Here is a 16,431-nt window from a genome sequence, read left to right on the forward strand (position 1 = left end):
ACCGCGGGGCTCCGGGCGCGGAGCCTTACCCCTTCCAGGCCCCCGCCCCCGCCGCCTCCCGAGCGAACGCGGTGAAATCGCGCGGCTCCCGCCCCAGGACCTCCCGCACACCCTCCGACAGGTAGGAGTTACGCCCGTCGAGCAGGCTCTCGAAGAGCTCGACGAGGAACTCGACCTCCTGTGCCGGCACCCCGAACCCGGCCAGCTGATCGCCGTACTGGCGCGCCGTCACCGGGAGATACGTCAGCTCACCCCCCGTCGCCGCCGCGATCTCCCCCACCGCTTCCCGAAAACTCAGCAGCCGGGGCCCGGAGACGGCGAGCTCCTGCCCGACATACCGGTCGCCCCCCGTGAGCACGGCCACCACGACGTCCGCGATGTCCCGCACATCGATGAACGGCTCCCGCACCTCACCGGCGGGAAACACCAGTTCTCCGCGGAGCAGCCCCTCCACCAACGGCCCCTCGCTGAAGTTCTGCGCGAACCACGCGGCCCGTACGACCGTCCAGTCCGCGCCCGACGCCCGCAGCGCCTCCTCGGCCGGGCGCGCCCGCTCCTCACCCCGCGAGGACAGCAGCACCAGCCGCCGCACCCCCAGCCCGACCGCCTCCCGTGCCAGACCCCCGACCATCTCGGCCGCGTCGGGCGAGCCGACGTCCGTGGGGTGGACGAGATACGCCGCGTCGGCACCCCGCAGGGTGTCCGCCCACGTCGACCGGTCCGTCCAGTCGAACCCCGCCGCACGGGACGCCGCCCGCACCTTCAGCCCCGCCGCCCGCGCGGCCTCGGCCACCCGCCGCCCGGTACGCCCCGTGGCGCCCGTCACCAGCACCGTCATGTCCCCTACGTGCTCTTCGCGTGCCCTGTTCTGCGTCATACCGACAGTGAATCGCCGCCCGCGCAGGACTCCCATCGCCGAGGAACTCATTCCCATAAGCGGACGTCTACGTCCCTTCCCCTCGGACGTCTACGCTGACGCCATGGACGCACTCGCCGGTCTGCTGGAGGGCCCCCGGGCACGCGGCGCCTTCATGATCCGTGCGTGCTTCGACCCGCCCTGGTGCGTGCGCGTCGAGGACCGCGCCCCCCTCACGATCATGCTCGTGGTGCGCGGCGAGGCCTGGGTCGTGCCGGACGCGGGGGAGCGCGTGTTCCTGCGGGCCGGTGACCTCGCGATCGCCCGCGGCCCTGACCCGTACACCTGCGCGGACGGCCCGGGGACCCTGCCGCAGGCGGTGATCCTGCCGGGCGGCGAGTGCACCTACCCCGACGGGCGGTCCCTGAAGGGCCAGTGGGACCTGGACGTTCGCACCTGGGGCGATCGGCTCGACGGCTCCACGGTGCTGCTGATCGGGACGTACCTGATGCGGGGCGAGATCAACGGCAGGCTGCTCGACGCCCTGCCGCCGCTGCTCTCCCTGACCCAGGACGTGTGGGACTGCCCGCTCACCGCGATCCTCACCGAGGAGATCGTCCGTGACGAGCCCGGCCAGGAGGTGGTCCTTGACCGGCTCCTCGACCTCCTCATGATCGCCGCGCTGCGCGCCTGGTTCTCCCGTCCGGAGGCCGCCGCCCCCGCCTGGTACCGGGCGCTCGCGGACCCCGTCGTCGGCCGGGTGCTGCGGCTCGTCCAGGACGACCCGGCACACCCCTGGACGGTGGCGACGCTCGCCGCGAAGGCCGGGGTGTCCCGGGCCGCGTTGGCCCGCCGCTTCAGCGAACTCGTGGGCGAGCCCCCGATGACGTACCTCACCGGCTGGCGCCTCGCCCTGGCCGCCGACCGGCTGCGCGAAACGGACGACACCCTTGAGGCGATCGCCCGCCACGTCGGTTACGGCAGCGCGTTCGCCCTGTCCAGCGCCTTCAAACGGGTGTACGGGGTCAGCCCGCAGGAGCACCGGACGCGGGCGGCGTAACCTGACGTGCATGTACATGGAGCGGCCTGCCCGGTTGCCGGGCGCCGTCGTGTGGTCCCGTGGAACGTCCGGTTCCACGGCGGGGGCCGTACTTCCCGACGGCTGTATGGACCTGCTCTGGCACGAGGGGCGACTGCTCGTCGCCGGGCCCGACACCCGGGCGTACGTTCCCGAGGGCGCGGCCGGGCACTGGGCGGGCATCCGCTTCTACCCCGGCACGGGGCCGACGTTCCTCGGCGTACCCGCCCATGAACTGCGCGACCTGCGCGTCGACTTGGCGGACCTGTGGCCGGCCTCGGAGGTACGGCGCCGCACCGCGCGGGTCGCCGCGGCCGCCGACCCGGTGACCGCGCTGGAGCAGGTGGCACTGGACCGGGCGGCTGTCACCGATCCCCCCGACCCGCTGCTGCGGGAGGTCGTGGCGGCCCTGGACGCGGGCCGGTCGATCGCGGCGACGGCCGACCGACTCGGCCTGGGCGCACGCCAGTTGCACCGCCGCTCACTGACCGCCTTCGGCTACGGCCCCAAGACCCTCGCCCGCGTCCTGCGCCTGCAACGGGCGCTCGCCCTCGCCCGCGCCGGGGTCCCCTTCGCGGAGACGGCGGCCCGCTCCGGCTTCGCCGACCAGGCCCATCTGGCGCGGGACGTACGGGAGTTGGCGGGCATGCTGCTGGGGGAACTACTCGGGCGCGGGTAGCGGCGCGAACAGGTCGACGCCATTGCCGTCCGGGTCGTGCACGACCGCGTACCGCATCCCCCAGAAGGCGTCCCACGGCTTGAGCTCGCCGTGGTACCCGGCGCCGACCAGGTCCTCGTAGACCGAGTCGACCTCCGCCGGGCCGTCGCAGCCGAAGGCGAGCGACATCCGGCCGCCCCCGTCGGCCGGCGGCCGCCACCCCGCATGGAACGAACGGACCGTCTCCTCGGTGTCGATCGCCAGCCGGGACCCGCCGGGCAGTTCGGCCTCGACATGCGGCTGGTCCTCGGCGCCCTCGGGGAAGACGAGCCCGAGGCGGCGGTAGAAGGCGAGCGTGGCGGCCATGTCGGAGGCGACCAGGCCGATCACGGCGAATCGTGGAGTCATGGGGACACCGTAGGCAGGGCGCGGGAAACGGGTCTTGAACGAATCGGACAGAGTCCCTCCGCGGGCGGAGGGACGGGAACCGAACTCACGAAGGAGCGCGTCTCCTGTGGCCGGGACAGATCAAGTACGGGTTACCGGTGCGGAGGGAAGGCCAAGGCATGTCAGGCACACTCGGGGCCGTCATGTGCGGGGGAGCCGGCGTGCTCCTCCTCGGCTGCGCGCTCTCGGAAGGCGTCCAGATGCGCCGGTTGCGCCGTCACGGACGCCACACCCACGGCGTCGTGGTCGACAACGTCCGCGTCAACAGTGAGGACGGGCCGGAATGGGTGCCGGTCATCGAGTTCCTGGACCACCGGGGCCACCGAGTGGAGTTCAAGCCCCGGATGCGCGGATCCGGAATGGGGCTCGCCACCGGGCTGACCGTGCCCGTGATCTACCCGCCGCACAACCCGCAGCGGGCCAGGGTGCGGATGTGGCGGCACATGACGGGGCCGGTGGTCGTCATGGCGTGCGCGGCAGCGGTCTTCCTCGCGGTGGGCGTCTTCATCGTCGTGCATTGAGGTGTACGTGTATGCGCACTGAGGAACACCTGTGGAACGCCTGTGCGGCAGGATGGGCGTCATGATCCGATCCGTGCGCGTGCTGTTGCTCCCGGTGGTGCTGCTGTTTCCCGTACTGCTCGCGGGGTGCGGGACGGAGAAGGCGGGGGCCGGGAGCGGGGTGGACGCGTCGGCGTCGGTCGCCGTGCCGAGCCGGGCCGAACTCGACGCACATGTGAGTGCGTTGGGGATCGCACCGGAACTCGTGTATGTCACGAAGGCGCCCGGCTTCACCCTCGCCCAGCAGTCGGTCGGCGTGTACGGCGACGACGGTTTCTCCGGCGTGTACTGGGCGAAGGAGACCAACGCCCAGATCCAACTGTCCGTGGAACGGGGCACGATGACGGCGCGGTCCTGCCCGAAGCAGCCGGTCGGCGGCATGGCGGGCGAGCGGACGGTGTGTGAGCGGGACGGCGACGCGTGGTACCGCGCCGGTGGGGGCCGCCACGAGTACGCGCTCGTCGAGAAGGGCCATGTGCTGAAAGTGAGCGGTGACGCGACGAAGGTGACGCGGGCCGTCCTTCGCTCCGCCCTCCACTCCGCCCACCGCCCGAGCGACGCCGAACTCGCCGCCGTCCTGCCACCGGCGTGAACAGCCACGGCGCCCGTGGAGCGGGGCGACGTGCCGTCGACGGGGGACGGGGCACCCGACAACGAGGTGGGGACCTCGGGTTGAGCATCGCGGCCTGCGGGCCGCTGGGGGCTGATCGCGCCCCGCGGCGGAGCCGCATATATACACAGCCCCGCGCCCCCGAAGGCCTTGAGCCCGTCCGGCGTCCGAGGACCGGCCCCCACCCCGCAGCCGAAGACGATCCCCGGACATAGGCTCGCGCCCATGACCACCCGCGTTCTCGTCTACACCCGCACCACCGACTACCGGCACGACTCCATCCCGGCCGCCGTCGCCGCCGTACGCTCCCTGGGCGCGACCCACGGCTTCGACGTCGACGCCACCGAGGACCCGGCCGCGTTCGAGACGCCCCTCGACCCGTACGCGGCGGTCGTCTTCCTCTCCACCAGCGGGGACGTACTCACCCCGCCCGGACGGACCCGGCTCGCGGCGTACGTCGAGGGTGGCGGCGGGTTCGTCGGAGTGCACGCCGCCGCCTGCACCGAGTACGACTGGCCGTACTACGGCGAACTCCTCGGCGCGCGCTTCGACCGGCACCCCGAGTGCCAGCCGGGCAAGGCCGTCGTCGAGGACCGCGGACATCCCGCGACCGAACACCTCGCGGCCGTCTGGGAGTTCACCGACGAGTGGTATGACTTCCGCGCCAACCCGCGCGGTGCGGTCCGCGTCCTCGCCTCCGCCGACGAATCCTCGTACGAGGGCGGCGGCATGGGCCGGGACCATCCCCTCGTGTGGTGCCGGGAACAGGGCGCGGGCCGGGTCTTCTACACCGCGCTCGGGCACGCCTCGGAGGCGTACGAGGACCCCGACTTCCGTGCGCATCTGCTCGGCGGCATCACCTGGGCGGCCGCCCTCTGAGCGATTCGGCCGCCCTCCGACCGGTCGGTACCGGCCCCGTACTCGCCCGTTCCACCAGACGCGTCGACAACTCCGTCCGTGTGCCCTCGGGTTGCTCGCCCGCCATCATCCGCACGAGCAGGCGCAGTGCCGTCGCGGCCATCTCGGAGAGCGGCTGGCGCACGGTGGTGAGAGCCGGGGTGGCCCAGCGTGACTCGGGAAGGTCGTCGAAGCCGACCACACTGAAATCGTCCGGGACGCTCAACTCCCGTTCGGCCAAGGCCTGGTAGGCGCCGAGGGCCATCCGGTCGGAGCAGACGAAGACGGCGGTGGGCGGCTCGGGGAGGTCGAGGAGTTCCCGCATGCGGCGGTGGGCGCCGGTCTCGGTGAAGCCGCCGTAACGGACGTACTCGGGACGGTGCCCGATCCCGGCCGAGGCGAGGGCCGAGCGGTAGCCGGCGACCCGGGCGCCGCCCCACATCCTGCGGCGGAAGCCGCCGATGACGCCGATGCGTTCGTGGCCGAGGGAGAGGAGGTGTTCCGTCGCCAGCACCCCGCCCTGCCAGTTGGCCGCGCCCACCGACACCACACCGGGCGGCGGTTCGAGCACCGGGTCGATCATCACGAACGGGATGCGGTGCTGCTCCAGCCAGGCGTACTGGGACGAGGTGAGCTCGGCCAGGTGGAACAGCACGCCCGCCGAGCCCCGCGTGGTGAGCTTGTCCAGCCAGTCGCGCTCCGGGCGCCCGCCCCCGGTCCGGGGCAGGCCGGCCGAGACGACCACCTCCAGGCCCGCGTCGTGCGCCGCGCCCTCCACCCCGTGCAGCACCGCGCCCGACCAGGAGCTCTCCAGCGAGTGCACCACGAGGTCGACCAGCCCCGGCGGCTTTGCCGCCTCGAAGCGGGGTCTGCGGACGTAGCCGAGCCGGTCGAGCGCTTCGGTCACCCGGCGGCGGGTCTCCGGTGCCACGTCCTCCCGGCCGTTGACCACCTTCGACGCCGTCGGCACCGACACCCCCGCCGCACGGGCGACGACCGCCAGCGTCGGCCCGGCCACGCTTCCCGTACGCACCATGAGAGCCCGCCTCCCCGGCCCGCCCGAGGGCCCGTCGAAAGTTTCGAACAGCACTGCTCGCGCGACCGGCACCGCGATCGCGTAGCAACCGCTTTCTACACTAAGCCCGCCTCAATACGGCGTGAAGAGGAAAGGATTGACGGAAGTCCACGGGACTCCTCGCGGGCTGAAACTCTCGAAATACCGAACGTGCGCCGGGTCGTGCCGGCCGTGCGACCGGGCACGGTCAGGCGATCAGGACGGCGTCTCCCAGCGCCGTGGTGAAGTAGGACATGCCCTCCGAGCCGGTCTTCGTCATGACGCAGGTGATCTTCACCTGGTCCTGCCCGGAGATGTCGACGGAGAGCTTCGTGACGGAGCTGGAGCGGGTCTCCACGGGGCGGCCGATCGGGTTCCCGGAGGCGCTGGTCAGGGAGACGGAGCCGACCGACCCGATGGCGTTGTACGAATCGGAGGCGATGCCCACCGAGGCCTGGAGGGTCTTGTAGCCGCTGACGTTGTACACGGCGCTCTTTCCGGCCTCGTCGCAGTTGAGCCGGACGGCCTTCGGGTAACTCCGGCCGAGCAGCGTGGCGGGGGAGGCGTTCACCGAGCCCCCGCCGTCCACCACGCCCAGATCCGCGAGAAAGGTTCGTCGGCCCGGGGCGGGGCTCCCGGAGGGGTCGCTCGGGTCGTCGGTGGGTGTCTCGCCCCCGGCGAGCGTGGTCGCGGAGGGGCTCGCCGTGACGGTCGAGGTGGCTGTCACGGTCGCGGTCACGGTGGCCTCGGCCGACGGCTTCGCGTCACCGCCGGAATCCTTGTTGACCACGACCACCTGCCCGCCGAAGAAGCCACCCACGGCCGTCGCGGCGAGGACGAGCAGTTCGACCCACCGCGGAATGCCCCGCTGACGGCGTGGAGCGGGCGGCGGCTCGGGGGCGCCCCGTTGTTGCTTGTCGAGATTCACAGTTGTCCCTCTGTGGAGCGGCGGACCGGCGGACCGGCCGGGACCGGTCGCGTCCCGGTTCGTGTGCTGGTGACATGCGTCCGGGCAGGCCAGGTCGGCCCGCCCGGATACAAAATGTGACGGTCACGCTAGTCAGCCGAAAGGCCGCGTGTGGGCACGCTCGGCACTTCCGCTCCGGCAATCGGAGTGCGTTTCACAAGGGGCGCGTGCTGGGGAGGACGTGTGCCACCGCGCGCCCCCTTCGGAGGCCGTTCCGGCACGCCCAGGCGTCCCTTCGGAGGCCGTTCCCGCACGTCTCCGTGCCCCGGTCGTCGTCATGTCTCCCACACGTCGAGTCGGCCCGCGGTGTCGAGCGTCGCGATCCGCCGTCCGTCACGGGTGGCGGCGAAGTCGTTGTAGTAGCCGGACTGTTGAAGCTGGGTCCCGGCCGGTCCGACGGTGGGGCACACGAGCCGACCGCGCTTGAGCCAGAGCAGGGTGCCCGTGTCCGTACACACCAGACGCATCTGTGCCGCACCGAGTCCTTCGAGACTCTCCCGGTCTCCCAGCGGTCTGCGGTAGACCTCCTTGTCGTCGTCGACGCTCCACACCACGACCTCCGCGAAGGTCACGCACCCCACGTGGCCGCCCGACGGGGAGACCGCCAGCCAGCACCCGGGGTCGGGCAGCGCCGCGCGCAGGAGCCAATTCCTGGCGTACGGCAGGCTGTTCTCGGTCTCCTTCACCAGTGGCCCGCCGCCCCTCCGGTGAATGTGGACCCTCCTCGAACTCGCCATGGCGATCACGGAACCGTCGGTACTGACAGCGCTCGCCGCCAGGGCCGGCGGGCACACCACGGACTCGATCGGCGTCCCGTCGTCGAACCTCCGTACCGTCAGCCGCTTCCTGTCGTGTGTCGCCAGGATGTCGCCGCCGCTGGTCACCAGGAAGTGATCGGTACCGAGACGGACCGGGTCCGCGCGCCGCACGCCGCCGTCCCGGGGGAAGTGGGTGATGTCCAGTGCCTCCGGACGGGCCGCGACGACGCTGTGGGTCAGGGAGGCCACCAGGGCCTGGTGCCCGAGCCGCAGCGCCGGTGACCGGCCCCCGACGCCGGGCAGTTCCTCACCCGAGACGGTCCACCGCCTGACGCCGCCGCGCCCGTCGACGACCACGACCGTGTGGTCCGGTCCGAACCCGACCACGGCCTCCTTGTCCCGCACCCCCGATTCCGCACTCCACAGCTTCCGCCGGGGCGCCTGGTCCGGTACGAAGGCGGGGGCCGCCGACGCCCGCGGTCCGGTCAGTCCGGGCATCTCGAACGAATCCCTTGCGGGCCGCTCGGACGGCAGTTCCGCCGTCCCGCCCGAGCCGGTGCGCCCCAGCAGTTCCCCGGCCGCGTGCGCCGCGAGCCGCGCGCACCACGTACGACCGGTGTCGCCGAGGTCGGTGTACGAGGTGAACAGCAGCGCCTGAGCCTGGAGCAAGAGCAGGAACTGCAGTTCCCAGGAGTCGCCCCAGCGCCGCTCGCGCATGATCCGCAGCGCCGTGTCCCGGATGGCGGCCACCCGTGCCGCCGCCTTCGGCACGATCTCGGCGCGGTGCGTGGCGGCCGGGTCGACCACGAACCGGAGCAGGGCGTGACGCTGGTCCGGCGGCAGGGGATGCCGGATGTGGGGGACCAGCGCGGACAGCAGCAGGGTCGCGAGATCGCGGCCGAGCGCGGCGCGGTCGCGGAAGGTGCACAGATCGATCAGGTGGTACTCGCCCGCGCGGACCTCCTTCTCCCAGCGGGACACGATGATGTTGTCCAGGTGCAGATCGCCGTGGGCCCGGCCGCGCAGCACGCGTACGGAGGGGTCGGGCAGCGCGGCGGAGCGGCCGGTCACCATCAGGTAGGGGTTGGGCAGGCGCAGCCCGTCGCTGTAGACCCAGGGCGGCGAGGGTTCCAGGACACCCAGGCCGCGCCCCCAGGCCCGGACCGAACCACCGCCCTCCCAGGCGTCGCCCAGTTCGGCGCGCAGGAACTCCGAGGCGGTCACCGGCTCCGGGACGGCGGCCTGTGCCCGCTCCTCGGCGGGACCGTTCCACTCGGTCAGCAACCCGCGCACGACCTCCGCGAGCACCCGGTCGGTCTCCTCGCCGTCGAGCGAACCCAACGGCGTGCTGTCCCGCAGGCTGTCGCCCGCCGCTTCCTGGAACATGAGGGTCCGACCGTCCGGAAGGTCCCGGGCGGGGAACGGCTGTCCCACCAGGTGACGCCGGGCGAAGTCCGGGGCCGCGTCCAGTGCCGCGCTCAGCGCCTCGGGTTCGCGGGCGGATGCGCCGGCGGGGAGGACCTTGACGATGAGCATCCGGGCCGCAGGCGCGCATTCCACCGCGAGGAGCGAGGCGCCCGTGTAGCTCCTGCCGGGCACACTCCACAGGGGGCGCCGCACATACAGTGCCGTCAGCCCCTCCTCCCGCGCCCAGTCGGTGAGTTCCTCGACGACCCCGGGACCGCAGTCCCGTCGGACGATGTCGGCGTCTTCCTTCGCGATGCGCACCAAAGAGAGCTCCTCGGACGGCTCTGACCGGACGGATCAGCCTTCCACGAAGCCATGGACGACACGGGGAAAGTCCTGAAATCTGCCCATCGCCCGACCGCCTGCCCCGCCGCAGTCCGCCGCCCGCCCCGCCGACGGCACCCGACGTGGCGTCAGGCGGCTTCGCGCAGAGCCTCCTTGGGCTCTTCGGGGTCCCGGTCGGCGGTCGTCCGGCGGCGTGCCGTCAGCAGTGTCGTGCCCAACAGCAGGCCCAGCGCGGGCAGGACGGGGAATCGGCCGTCGGGGGCGAAGCCCCGGGTGGCGAAGCGGGTCAGGGCGGAGACGCTCGCCGCCAGACCGAGCCAGGGCAGCCAGGAGCGGGAGGAGCCGGAGGAGCGGGAGAAGTCGGGGTCGGGGCGCGTCCGTTCGTAGAGGAGGCTCAGCCCGCGCTCCAGGGGACGCAGCGCCCGCACGACACCGGCCAGGACGACGCCGAGCACGAGGAGCCACGGGAACCGGAGTCCCCACCAGGCCGCTGACCCGAGGGTGGGTTCGGGCGCGAGGCCGGTCAGATAGAACGCGGCGGCGACGATCAGCACCGGCAGCATGTGCCACAGATACAGCGTCATGCTGGCGCCGCCCACGGGGCGCACCGCCCGCCACACCCGCTCGCGGTCCAGCAGCCGTCGTACCGTGGGCGCGGCCAGCAGGCACAGGCCGACCTGGGCCACCGCCCACGCCAGCATCGCCGCCGACGGCGGATCGGTGTTGCTGGGGGTCTGTCCGGTCACCAGGATCAGACTGACCGGGAACGGCCCGAGGGTGATCAGCGCGGCGAAGGCCAGTGCGCCGCCCGCCGCCAGCGCGGCCGGGAGCGGCCGGCGCTCCGTCAGCAGGCCGTCCCGCCAGCAGAAACCCAGTTGGTAGGCCACGCCCCAGACGAGCACGTAGTCGAGCAGTCCGACGTACGGCGTGTGCACCGTCACCACCAGGGTGTCGGCCACGAGGGCGACCGTGCCCAGCGCCACCGGGACGAGGAGCCCCCAGCGCCGGTGCGCCGCGTGCAGCGGCGGGGTCAGGGCGCTGAGGAGCAGATACACCGGAAGGAACCAGAACTGCATCGCCATCGCCCAGCCCACCAGTTCAAGGGTGTTCGGGTCCACGCCGACCGCCGAGCAGATCCCTACGGCGGACAGCACAAGTCCGCTGTACACGGCGGCCGGAAGCAGCAGCCGCAGCGCCCGCCCTCCGACCCATCCGGCGGCCCTGCCGCCCGCCGCCCGGGCCCGCGCCCAACTGCCGCCCGCCGCATGGCCCCCGGCGAGGAAGAACAGCGGCATGATCTGGAACCCCAGCGTCAGCCACTGGGTCCAGGGCACGGTCGCCAGCAGCTCCGGCGCGCGGATCTCCCCGTCGGGCTCCCGGACGAGGGCGGTGATCAGCCAGTGGCCGAGTACCACCAGGCCGATCGCCCACGCGCGCAGGAAGTCGACGTAGCGGTCTCTGCTCATGGGCCGTCATGTTGCCGCAGTGCCGCCACCGGCCACCGCGGGGAGCCCGGGCCGCAACCAATTCGTGCCCGGTACGACATCCCCCGCAGGCAGGAGCCCGACAGGTCCGGGCCGTGGTCGGCTCCTGCCCCCAACGACTGGCGGGCGGTGGCGCGACCCGCTTCGGACTCGGCCTCACCCGAACGCGTGTACGTGTCGGCAGGGCATCGGCAGCGGAGCGTGGTGAGGTGATGCGGGCGGCGGGAATCGGGCCGGGCGCGCCGGCTCGCCGCCCGTCTGTTCCTTGTCGAGATGGGAAGCGTTGATGCAGGGCGTACTCAGATCCGTTGCCGTGGCGGCCGGTACCGCCTGTGCGCTGATGGGTCCATCGATGGCCCCGGCCGACTCCGGAGCCGTGGCGGTGGTCCCGCCGCATCCCGCGCGGGCGGCCGAGGACGTACGAGGCGGGGCAGACGGCACCCTCATCACCCGCCTGCGCACACCCCCAACCGGCACGTCGATCGCCTCACCCGCGCGCGACACCCTCTTCGCCTGCAAAGGGGGGACCCTCACTCGGCCCGACCGCCCGTGGATCGACGCGCACGGTGTGATCGACGTGCTCAAGCGCCCGTTCGTGTCGGGGACCATGCACTGGAAGAAGTACCTGAAGGTGACGACGGGCGCGACCGGGCGGCGCTTCAAGGGCAACGGGCTCCCGGACCGTCCCACCGGGCGCTTCCCCGTCCAGAAGGGCACCCCCGCCTACAAGTACTACGCGGAGATTCCCGCGCACGGGTACCCCAACGCCGCCGCGATCCCCATCAAGCCGTGGAACCTCGACGTCACCGTTCCGCGTGATCCGTCTGTCCGGGCGCAGCCCACGTGCATCGACCAGCTGACGACCGGGATGGCTCTGGCGGGCGGCACCTTCCACCTGGAGGTGGCCACCGACGCGGAGGACCGACCGGTCGACCCCAACGCGGCCCTGCCGCTGGACCGCTGCTGGGGCCATCCGTACGAAACGCAGTACCACTACCACGGCCCCTCGCAGACCTGCTTCGGCAGCAAGTCCTCGAGGGGGTCCGCGGACACCCGTTCCCCTTCCCGGCACTCACCGCTCGTGGGATACGCCATCGACGGCTTCGGGATTTTCGGGCCGCGCGGTCGGGACGGAAAGATCGTCAAGAACAGGGATCTGGACGTCTGCCACGGTCACACACACGCGATCATGTGGGACGGCAAGAAGGTCGTCATGTACCACTACCACCTCAACGGAGAGTATCCGTACTCCATCGGATGTTTCCGGGGGAAGCCGGTGACCGTGCCTAGGTCCGGGCGCGGCGGGCACTAGGGTGCGTCCAGAAGCGGATCTTGATGTGTCGAGATCCACTTCATGGGGAGGCATGATTTTGCGGTGGCCGACGACACCGCCTCCGTGGCCGATCCGGCGGTGTGATGCTCTGCTGTGGAAGGACACGACGCGCCGGGTGAGGAGCTGGTGGGCGGATGGCAGTGGACGCGGTGGACTCGGTTTCACGGACGCACGACCCGGTGGTCACCACTCCCTACGGAGCGGTGCGCGGCCGGTACGAGGACGGGATCGCCGTCTTCCGCGGCATCCCCTACGCGGCCCCGCCGTTCGGCGCCCGCCGCTTCCGGCCACCCGTACCGCCCGAGTCCTGGGACGGTGTGCGTGACGCGGGGGAGTTCGGGCCGACACCGCCCAAGCCCCCGTACTCCGAGGCGTACGCACGGCTGCTCGCCGACCCCGTGGTGCCCGGCGACGACTGTCTCAACCTGAACGTCTGGACACCGGAGCCCGGCCCGGGGGCCCGGCTGCCCGTCATAGTGTGGATCCACGGCGGCGCCCTGACCCGCGGCTCGTCGGCCGTGCCCGTCTACGACGGCCACGCCTTCGCACGCGACGGTGTCGTCCTCGTCTCGATCAACTACCGGCTGGGTGTGGAGGGTTACGGGCTCTTCCCGGACGCGCCGCCCAACGCCGGGCTGCGTGACCAGCTCGCCGCGCTGGAGTGGGTGCGGGAGTCGATCGCGCGGTTCGGCGGCGACCCCGACAGGGTGACCGTGTTCGGTGAGTCGGCCGGGGCCATCAGCATCGGGGCGCTGCTGGCCGGCCCGCGCGCCCAGGGGCTGTTCCGGCGGGCCGTCCTGCAGAGCGGACCGCCGGAGGCGAGCGAGCGCGACAAGGTACGGCGCATGGTGCGCAGGATGGCCACCCGGCTGAAGGTCCCGGCGACGGCGCGGGCGTTCGCCGCCGTGGACCGTGCCCTGCTGCTGCGCACCCAGGCCGACGTGGCCAGGCTCAGCAGCCCGGTCCTCGGCGGGCCCGCCTTCGGGATCGTCGTCGACGGCGACCTCGTCCCGCGCGACCCGATGGAGGCACTCCTTGAAGGCGGCGCAGGCGGTGCGCCCGACGTCGAACTGCTGCTGGGCTGGACCAGCGAGGAGTACCGGCTGTGGCTGGCCCCGGGAGGTCTGCTGGAGCGAGTCGACCGGCTCGGTCCCGTCGCCCTCGCCGGTGCCATGGCCCGCTGCCGCTGCGGCCACGAGGTGCCCCGCGGCTATCGCGCGATCCATCCGCGGGCGGGCACCGCGGACCTCGTCGGGCAGATGGTCACCGACCATCTGCTGCGGGTGCCGCTGCACCGGCTCGCCGACGCCCGTCCGCCGCGGACACCCGCGTACGTCTACGAGTTCGCCTGGCCCTCCAACGTGCCGGGCCTGGGCGCCTGCCATGCCGTGGAGCTCGGCTTCGTCTTCGACACCGTGGAGGTGCCCGAGGCGGCGCAACTCGCGGGCCCGGGCGCCCCGCAGGAACTCGCCGACGCGATGCACGCGGCGTGGGTGCGGTTCGCGGTCGAGGGCGACCCGGGCTGGCAGCCCTGGGACGCCTCGCATCCGGTCCGGATCTTCGGCGCGGGCGCACCGCACACCGTACTCGGACCGCGCGACCGTGAACTGGCGCTGTGGGACGCCGAGTCGGGGCGGCCCGGTGCCCCGCTCAGCTCCCCGGAGTCCACCCCCTCGCCGCGCCCGCGCCGACCCCGCCGGCTCATGGCCGTCAGGCCGAGCTCGTGGCCACCTCTTCCGCCGACAGCCGGGGGCGGGCGAGCGCGGCCCTGAGGCGCGCGGCGGCCGGGACCGGGTCGGCGGGCCGCCGCGTGTGCCAGTCGGTGACCGCCTGATACGCGGCGGCGACCTCCAGCAGCCGGTCCTCCTCGTAGGGCTGCCCGCCGAGGATCGCCCCCACCGGCACCCCGCCCGCGTCGAAGCCGATGGGGAAGGCGATCTCGGGCAGCCCGAGGATGTCGAAGGGGACGGGCCCGGTCTGCAGGAGCACGTCGCAGCGGTTCATGAGCCCGTCCAGGACCTCCCGCAGCAGATGGTTCTTGGCACGCTGGGCCGTGATCCACCTTCCCCGTCCAGGCCTCCGTGACGGAGGGGGCAGATGAGGGGCGGCGAGGCCTGCTGCGCGTACGCGGGGCCCTCGGCGGGCGGTGCCCAGCCGGATATCGCGCCGGGGGTGGAGGCCACGAACGACCGTAGGTCGGCCAGTACCTGGTCCCGTGTGGGCACCCCCGTCGCCGCGTCGAACACCTCGGGCAGCAGGGAGAGGCCGAACCCCGCGAGCGCGAGGCGGGTCCGTACGCAGGCGTCCAGTTGCTCGGTGGTGGCTCGCTCAAGAGGGCCTCCATGATCGGCTGACGAGTACGGGGACACCATCACCCGTCCGTGAAGCCCTCGTTGAGCGTGTGCCTCACGGGAGTTACTGCACGGGCGTCGGCGCCCGCTCACCGCACGGGCGTCAACACCCGCTCACCGCGCCGGCGTCAGCGCCCGCGTGATCGCCGCGATCGCTCCCGGTCCCACCCGGCAGCACCCCCCGATCAGCCGTGCCCCGCCCCGCCGCCAGCCGGTCACCTGCTCGGCCGTGAAGGTCGACAGCCCGTTCCAGGCCCGCGCCTCGGCGTCCCACACCTCCCCGCTGTTCGGGTACACCACCACCGGCTTCCCGGTCACCCGCGCCGCCGTCTCCACCGCGCCGTCCACGTCCTCGGGGGCGCAGCAGTTCACGCCGACCGCGATGATCTCGTCCGCGTCGGCGGCCGGGGCGAAGGCCTCCTCCAGGGGCTGCCCGGCCCGCGTACGGTCCCCGGCGACGGTGTACGACAGCCACGCCGGTACGCCGAGTCCGCGTACCGCCCGCAGCAGCGCCTCGGCCTCGTCGGCGTCGGGCACGGTCTCCAGGGCCAGTACGTCGGGCGCGGCGGCGGCCAACACCTCCAGGCGCGGGCGGTGGAACCGCTCCAGTTCGGCGACGCTCAGCCCGTACCGCCCCCGGTACTCCGAACCGTCCGCCAGCATCGCCCCGTACGGGCCGACCGATGCGGCCACCCACAGCGGCCGGGTCGCCCCCTGCGCGTGCGCGCGACGGGCCGCCTCCCGCGCCAGCTCCACGCTGAGGCCGAGGAGTTCGGCCGCCCGCCCGTGCGGGATGCCGCGCTTCGCGAAGCCCTCGAAGGTGGCCTGGTAGCTGGAGGTGATCGCCACGTCCGCGCCCGCCTCGAAGTACGCGAGATGCACCTCGGTGATCGCCTCGGGCCGCTCGGCGAGCAGCCGCGCCGACCACAGCTCGTCGCTCAGGTCGTGCCCGGCCGACTCCAGCTGGTTGGACATGCCGCCGTCCAGGACGACCGTTCCGGAGGCGAGGGCGTCGGCGAGGGAGGGGGAGGAAGCGCTGCGGGGGGTGTCGCTGGTCATGGTCACGACGCTAGTCGATGGGGACGGCCGCGACCCGTCATGTCCATCTGATGAGGAGAACAAGCCCTAGCCTGGGGGCATGCGTGAGGTCGATCAACTCGACGCCGACGATGGTGAGATCCTCCGCGCCGAAGTGCGGGAGATCCTCGGGGCCCCGGCGGAAAGGGCCGTTTTCGAACCCCTCGTCCACAACCTCAAGAACGGCGTCACCAGCGCCGTGTGGCATGTCACGGTCGGTGATCGCTCCGTCCTGAAGGTGCTCACCCGGGGCAAGGGCACCGGCGGCTCCTGGGACGCGTCCGACGACCCCAGGCACTGGAACTTCTGGCGCCGCGAGGCTCATGTGTACGCGTCCGGGCTCGCCCGGAGCCGGCAGCCGTGGGGCATCACCGCCCCCCGGTTGCTCGCCGCTGTCGACCGCCCGGACGGCGACGTGGCGCTGTGGCTGGAGGACGTGCGGGGGGAGTCCGGCAGGACGTGGTCGATCGCCCGCCATGCCGAGCACGCGCGGCGACTGGGCGGCGCGCACGGAGCGGCGCTCACGCACGGCGCGGACGACTCCGACAG

At 72.7% G+C, this 16,431-nt stretch carries 16 protein-coding genes; 7 read left to right on the top strand and 9 right to left on the bottom strand.

Features of this window, described 5'->3' with window-relative positions:
* Nucleotides 1-25: 25 nt before the first annotated feature.
* Complete coding sequence (locus ACZ7M3_RS26370; protein WP_472066087.1) at nt 26-877, bottom strand: NAD(P)H-binding protein; 852 nt, start codon at nt 875-877, stop codon at nt 26-28.
* Between the two features lie 103 nt (nt 878-980).
* Between ACZ7M3_RS26370 and ACZ7M3_RS26375 the strand changes: the two genes are divergently transcribed.
* Both ACZ7M3_RS26375 and ACZ7M3_RS26380 read left to right on the top strand, forming a co-directional pair.
* Nucleotides 981-1,916 carry an AraC family transcriptional regulator gene (locus ACZ7M3_RS26375; protein WP_472066089.1) on the top strand — a complete coding sequence of 312 codons (936 nt, stop codon included), beginning with the start codon at nt 981-983 and terminating at the stop codon, nt 1,914-1,916.
* Between the two features lie 10 nt (nt 1,917-1,926).
* Nucleotides 1,927-2,613 (top strand): helix-turn-helix domain-containing protein, encoded by a 687-nt coding sequence (locus ACZ7M3_RS26380; RefSeq protein WP_472066091.1) that lies wholly within the window; start codon nt 1,927-1,929, stop codon nt 2,611-2,613.
* Here ACZ7M3_RS26380 and ACZ7M3_RS26385 read toward each other — a convergent pair.
* Nucleotides 2,596-3,000 (bottom strand): VOC family protein, encoded by a 405-nt coding sequence (locus tag ACZ7M3_RS26385; RefSeq protein ID WP_095852022.1) that lies wholly within the window; start codon nt 2,998-3,000, stop codon nt 2,596-2,598. The two genes, ACZ7M3_RS26380 and ACZ7M3_RS26385, sit on opposite strands and share 18 nt — an antisense overlap.
* 158 nt (nt 3,001-3,158) lie before the next feature.
* Between ACZ7M3_RS26385 and ACZ7M3_RS26390 the strand changes: the two genes are divergently transcribed.
* The 3 genes from ACZ7M3_RS26390 (at nt 3,159) to ACZ7M3_RS26400 (ending at nt 5,088) form a co-directional block, all read left to right on the top strand.
* Nucleotides 3,159-3,560, top strand: coding sequence for a DUF3592 domain-containing protein (locus ACZ7M3_RS26390; protein WP_472066093.1), 402 nt, complete (start codon nt 3,159-3,161; stop codon nt 3,558-3,560).
* A 61-nt stretch (nt 3,561-3,621) separates the two neighbouring features.
* Nucleotides 3,622-4,191 carry a hypothetical protein gene (locus ACZ7M3_RS26395; RefSeq protein ID WP_472066095.1) on the top strand — a complete coding sequence of 190 codons (570 nt, stop codon included), beginning with the start codon at nt 3,622-3,624 and terminating at the stop codon, nt 4,189-4,191.
* Nucleotides 4,192-4,434: 243 nt separating this feature from the next.
* Nucleotides 4,435-5,088 (top strand): ThuA domain-containing protein, encoded by a 654-nt coding sequence (locus tag ACZ7M3_RS26400; RefSeq protein WP_472066097.1) that lies wholly within the window; start codon nt 4,435-4,437, stop codon nt 5,086-5,088.
* Here the strand turns inward: ACZ7M3_RS26400 and ACZ7M3_RS26405 are convergent.
* From ACZ7M3_RS26405 to ACZ7M3_RS26420, 4 genes are all read right to left on the bottom strand, one after another.
* Nucleotides 5,066-6,142 (bottom strand): LacI family DNA-binding transcriptional regulator, encoded by a 1,077-nt coding sequence (locus ACZ7M3_RS26405; RefSeq protein ID WP_472066099.1) that lies wholly within the window; start codon nt 6,140-6,142, stop codon nt 5,066-5,068. The genes ACZ7M3_RS26400 and ACZ7M3_RS26405 overlap by 23 nt on opposite strands.
* Before the next feature lie 226 nt (nt 6,143-6,368).
* A complete protein-coding gene (locus ACZ7M3_RS26410) occupies nt 6,369-7,088 on the bottom strand; it encodes a hypothetical protein (protein ID WP_472066101.1) in 720 nt (239 codons plus the stop codon).
* A 314-nt stretch (nt 7,089-7,402) separates the two neighbouring features.
* Nucleotides 7,403-9,613 (bottom strand): hypothetical protein, encoded by a 2,211-nt coding sequence (locus ACZ7M3_RS26415; protein WP_472066103.1) that lies wholly within the window; start codon nt 9,611-9,613, stop codon nt 7,403-7,405.
* A gap of 152 nt (nt 9,614-9,765) precedes the next feature.
* Nucleotides 9,766-11,103 carry an acyltransferase family protein gene (locus ACZ7M3_RS26420; protein ID WP_472066105.1) on the bottom strand — a complete coding sequence of 446 codons (1,338 nt, stop codon included), beginning with the start codon at nt 11,101-11,103 and terminating at the stop codon, nt 9,766-9,768.
* A gap of 358 nt (nt 11,104-11,461) precedes the next feature.
* Between ACZ7M3_RS26420 and ACZ7M3_RS26425 the strand changes: the two genes are divergently transcribed.
* The gene (locus ACZ7M3_RS26425) at nt 11,462-12,433 is read left to right on the top strand and encodes a YHYH protein (RefSeq protein ID WP_472066107.1); all 972 of its coding nucleotides are present in this window, start codon (nt 11,462-11,464) and stop codon (nt 12,431-12,433) included.
* A 155-nt stretch (nt 12,434-12,588) separates the two neighbouring features.
* Nucleotides 12,589-14,226, top strand: coding sequence for a carboxylesterase/lipase family protein (locus ACZ7M3_RS26430; RefSeq protein WP_472066109.1), 1,638 nt, complete (start codon nt 12,589-12,591; stop codon nt 14,224-14,226).
* Here ACZ7M3_RS26430 and ACZ7M3_RS26435 read toward each other — a convergent pair.
* From ACZ7M3_RS26435 to mmuM, 3 genes are all read right to left on the bottom strand, one after another.
* Nucleotides 14,165-14,458: a hypothetical protein gene (locus tag ACZ7M3_RS26435; RefSeq protein WP_472066111.1), complete on the bottom strand. Its 294-nt coding sequence runs from the start codon at nt 14,456-14,458 to the stop codon at nt 14,165-14,167. The two genes, ACZ7M3_RS26430 and ACZ7M3_RS26435, sit on opposite strands and share 62 nt — an antisense overlap.
* The gene (locus tag ACZ7M3_RS26440) at nt 14,455-14,826 is read right to left on the bottom strand and encodes a hypothetical protein (protein WP_472066113.1); all 372 of its coding nucleotides are present in this window, start codon (nt 14,824-14,826) and stop codon (nt 14,455-14,457) included. The genes ACZ7M3_RS26435 and ACZ7M3_RS26440 overlap by 4 nt, the downstream gene beginning before the upstream one ends.
* A 93-nt stretch (nt 14,827-14,919) precedes the next feature.
* Nucleotides 14,920-15,864 carry a homocysteine S-methyltransferase gene (mmuM, locus tag ACZ7M3_RS26445; RefSeq protein ID WP_472066115.1) on the bottom strand — a complete coding sequence of 315 codons (945 nt, stop codon included), beginning with the start codon at nt 15,862-15,864 and terminating at the stop codon, nt 14,920-14,922.
* Nucleotides 15,865-16,431 lie beyond the last annotated feature (567 nt).

Source organism: Streptomyces sp. NPDC111656 (genome assembly GCF_055656965.1).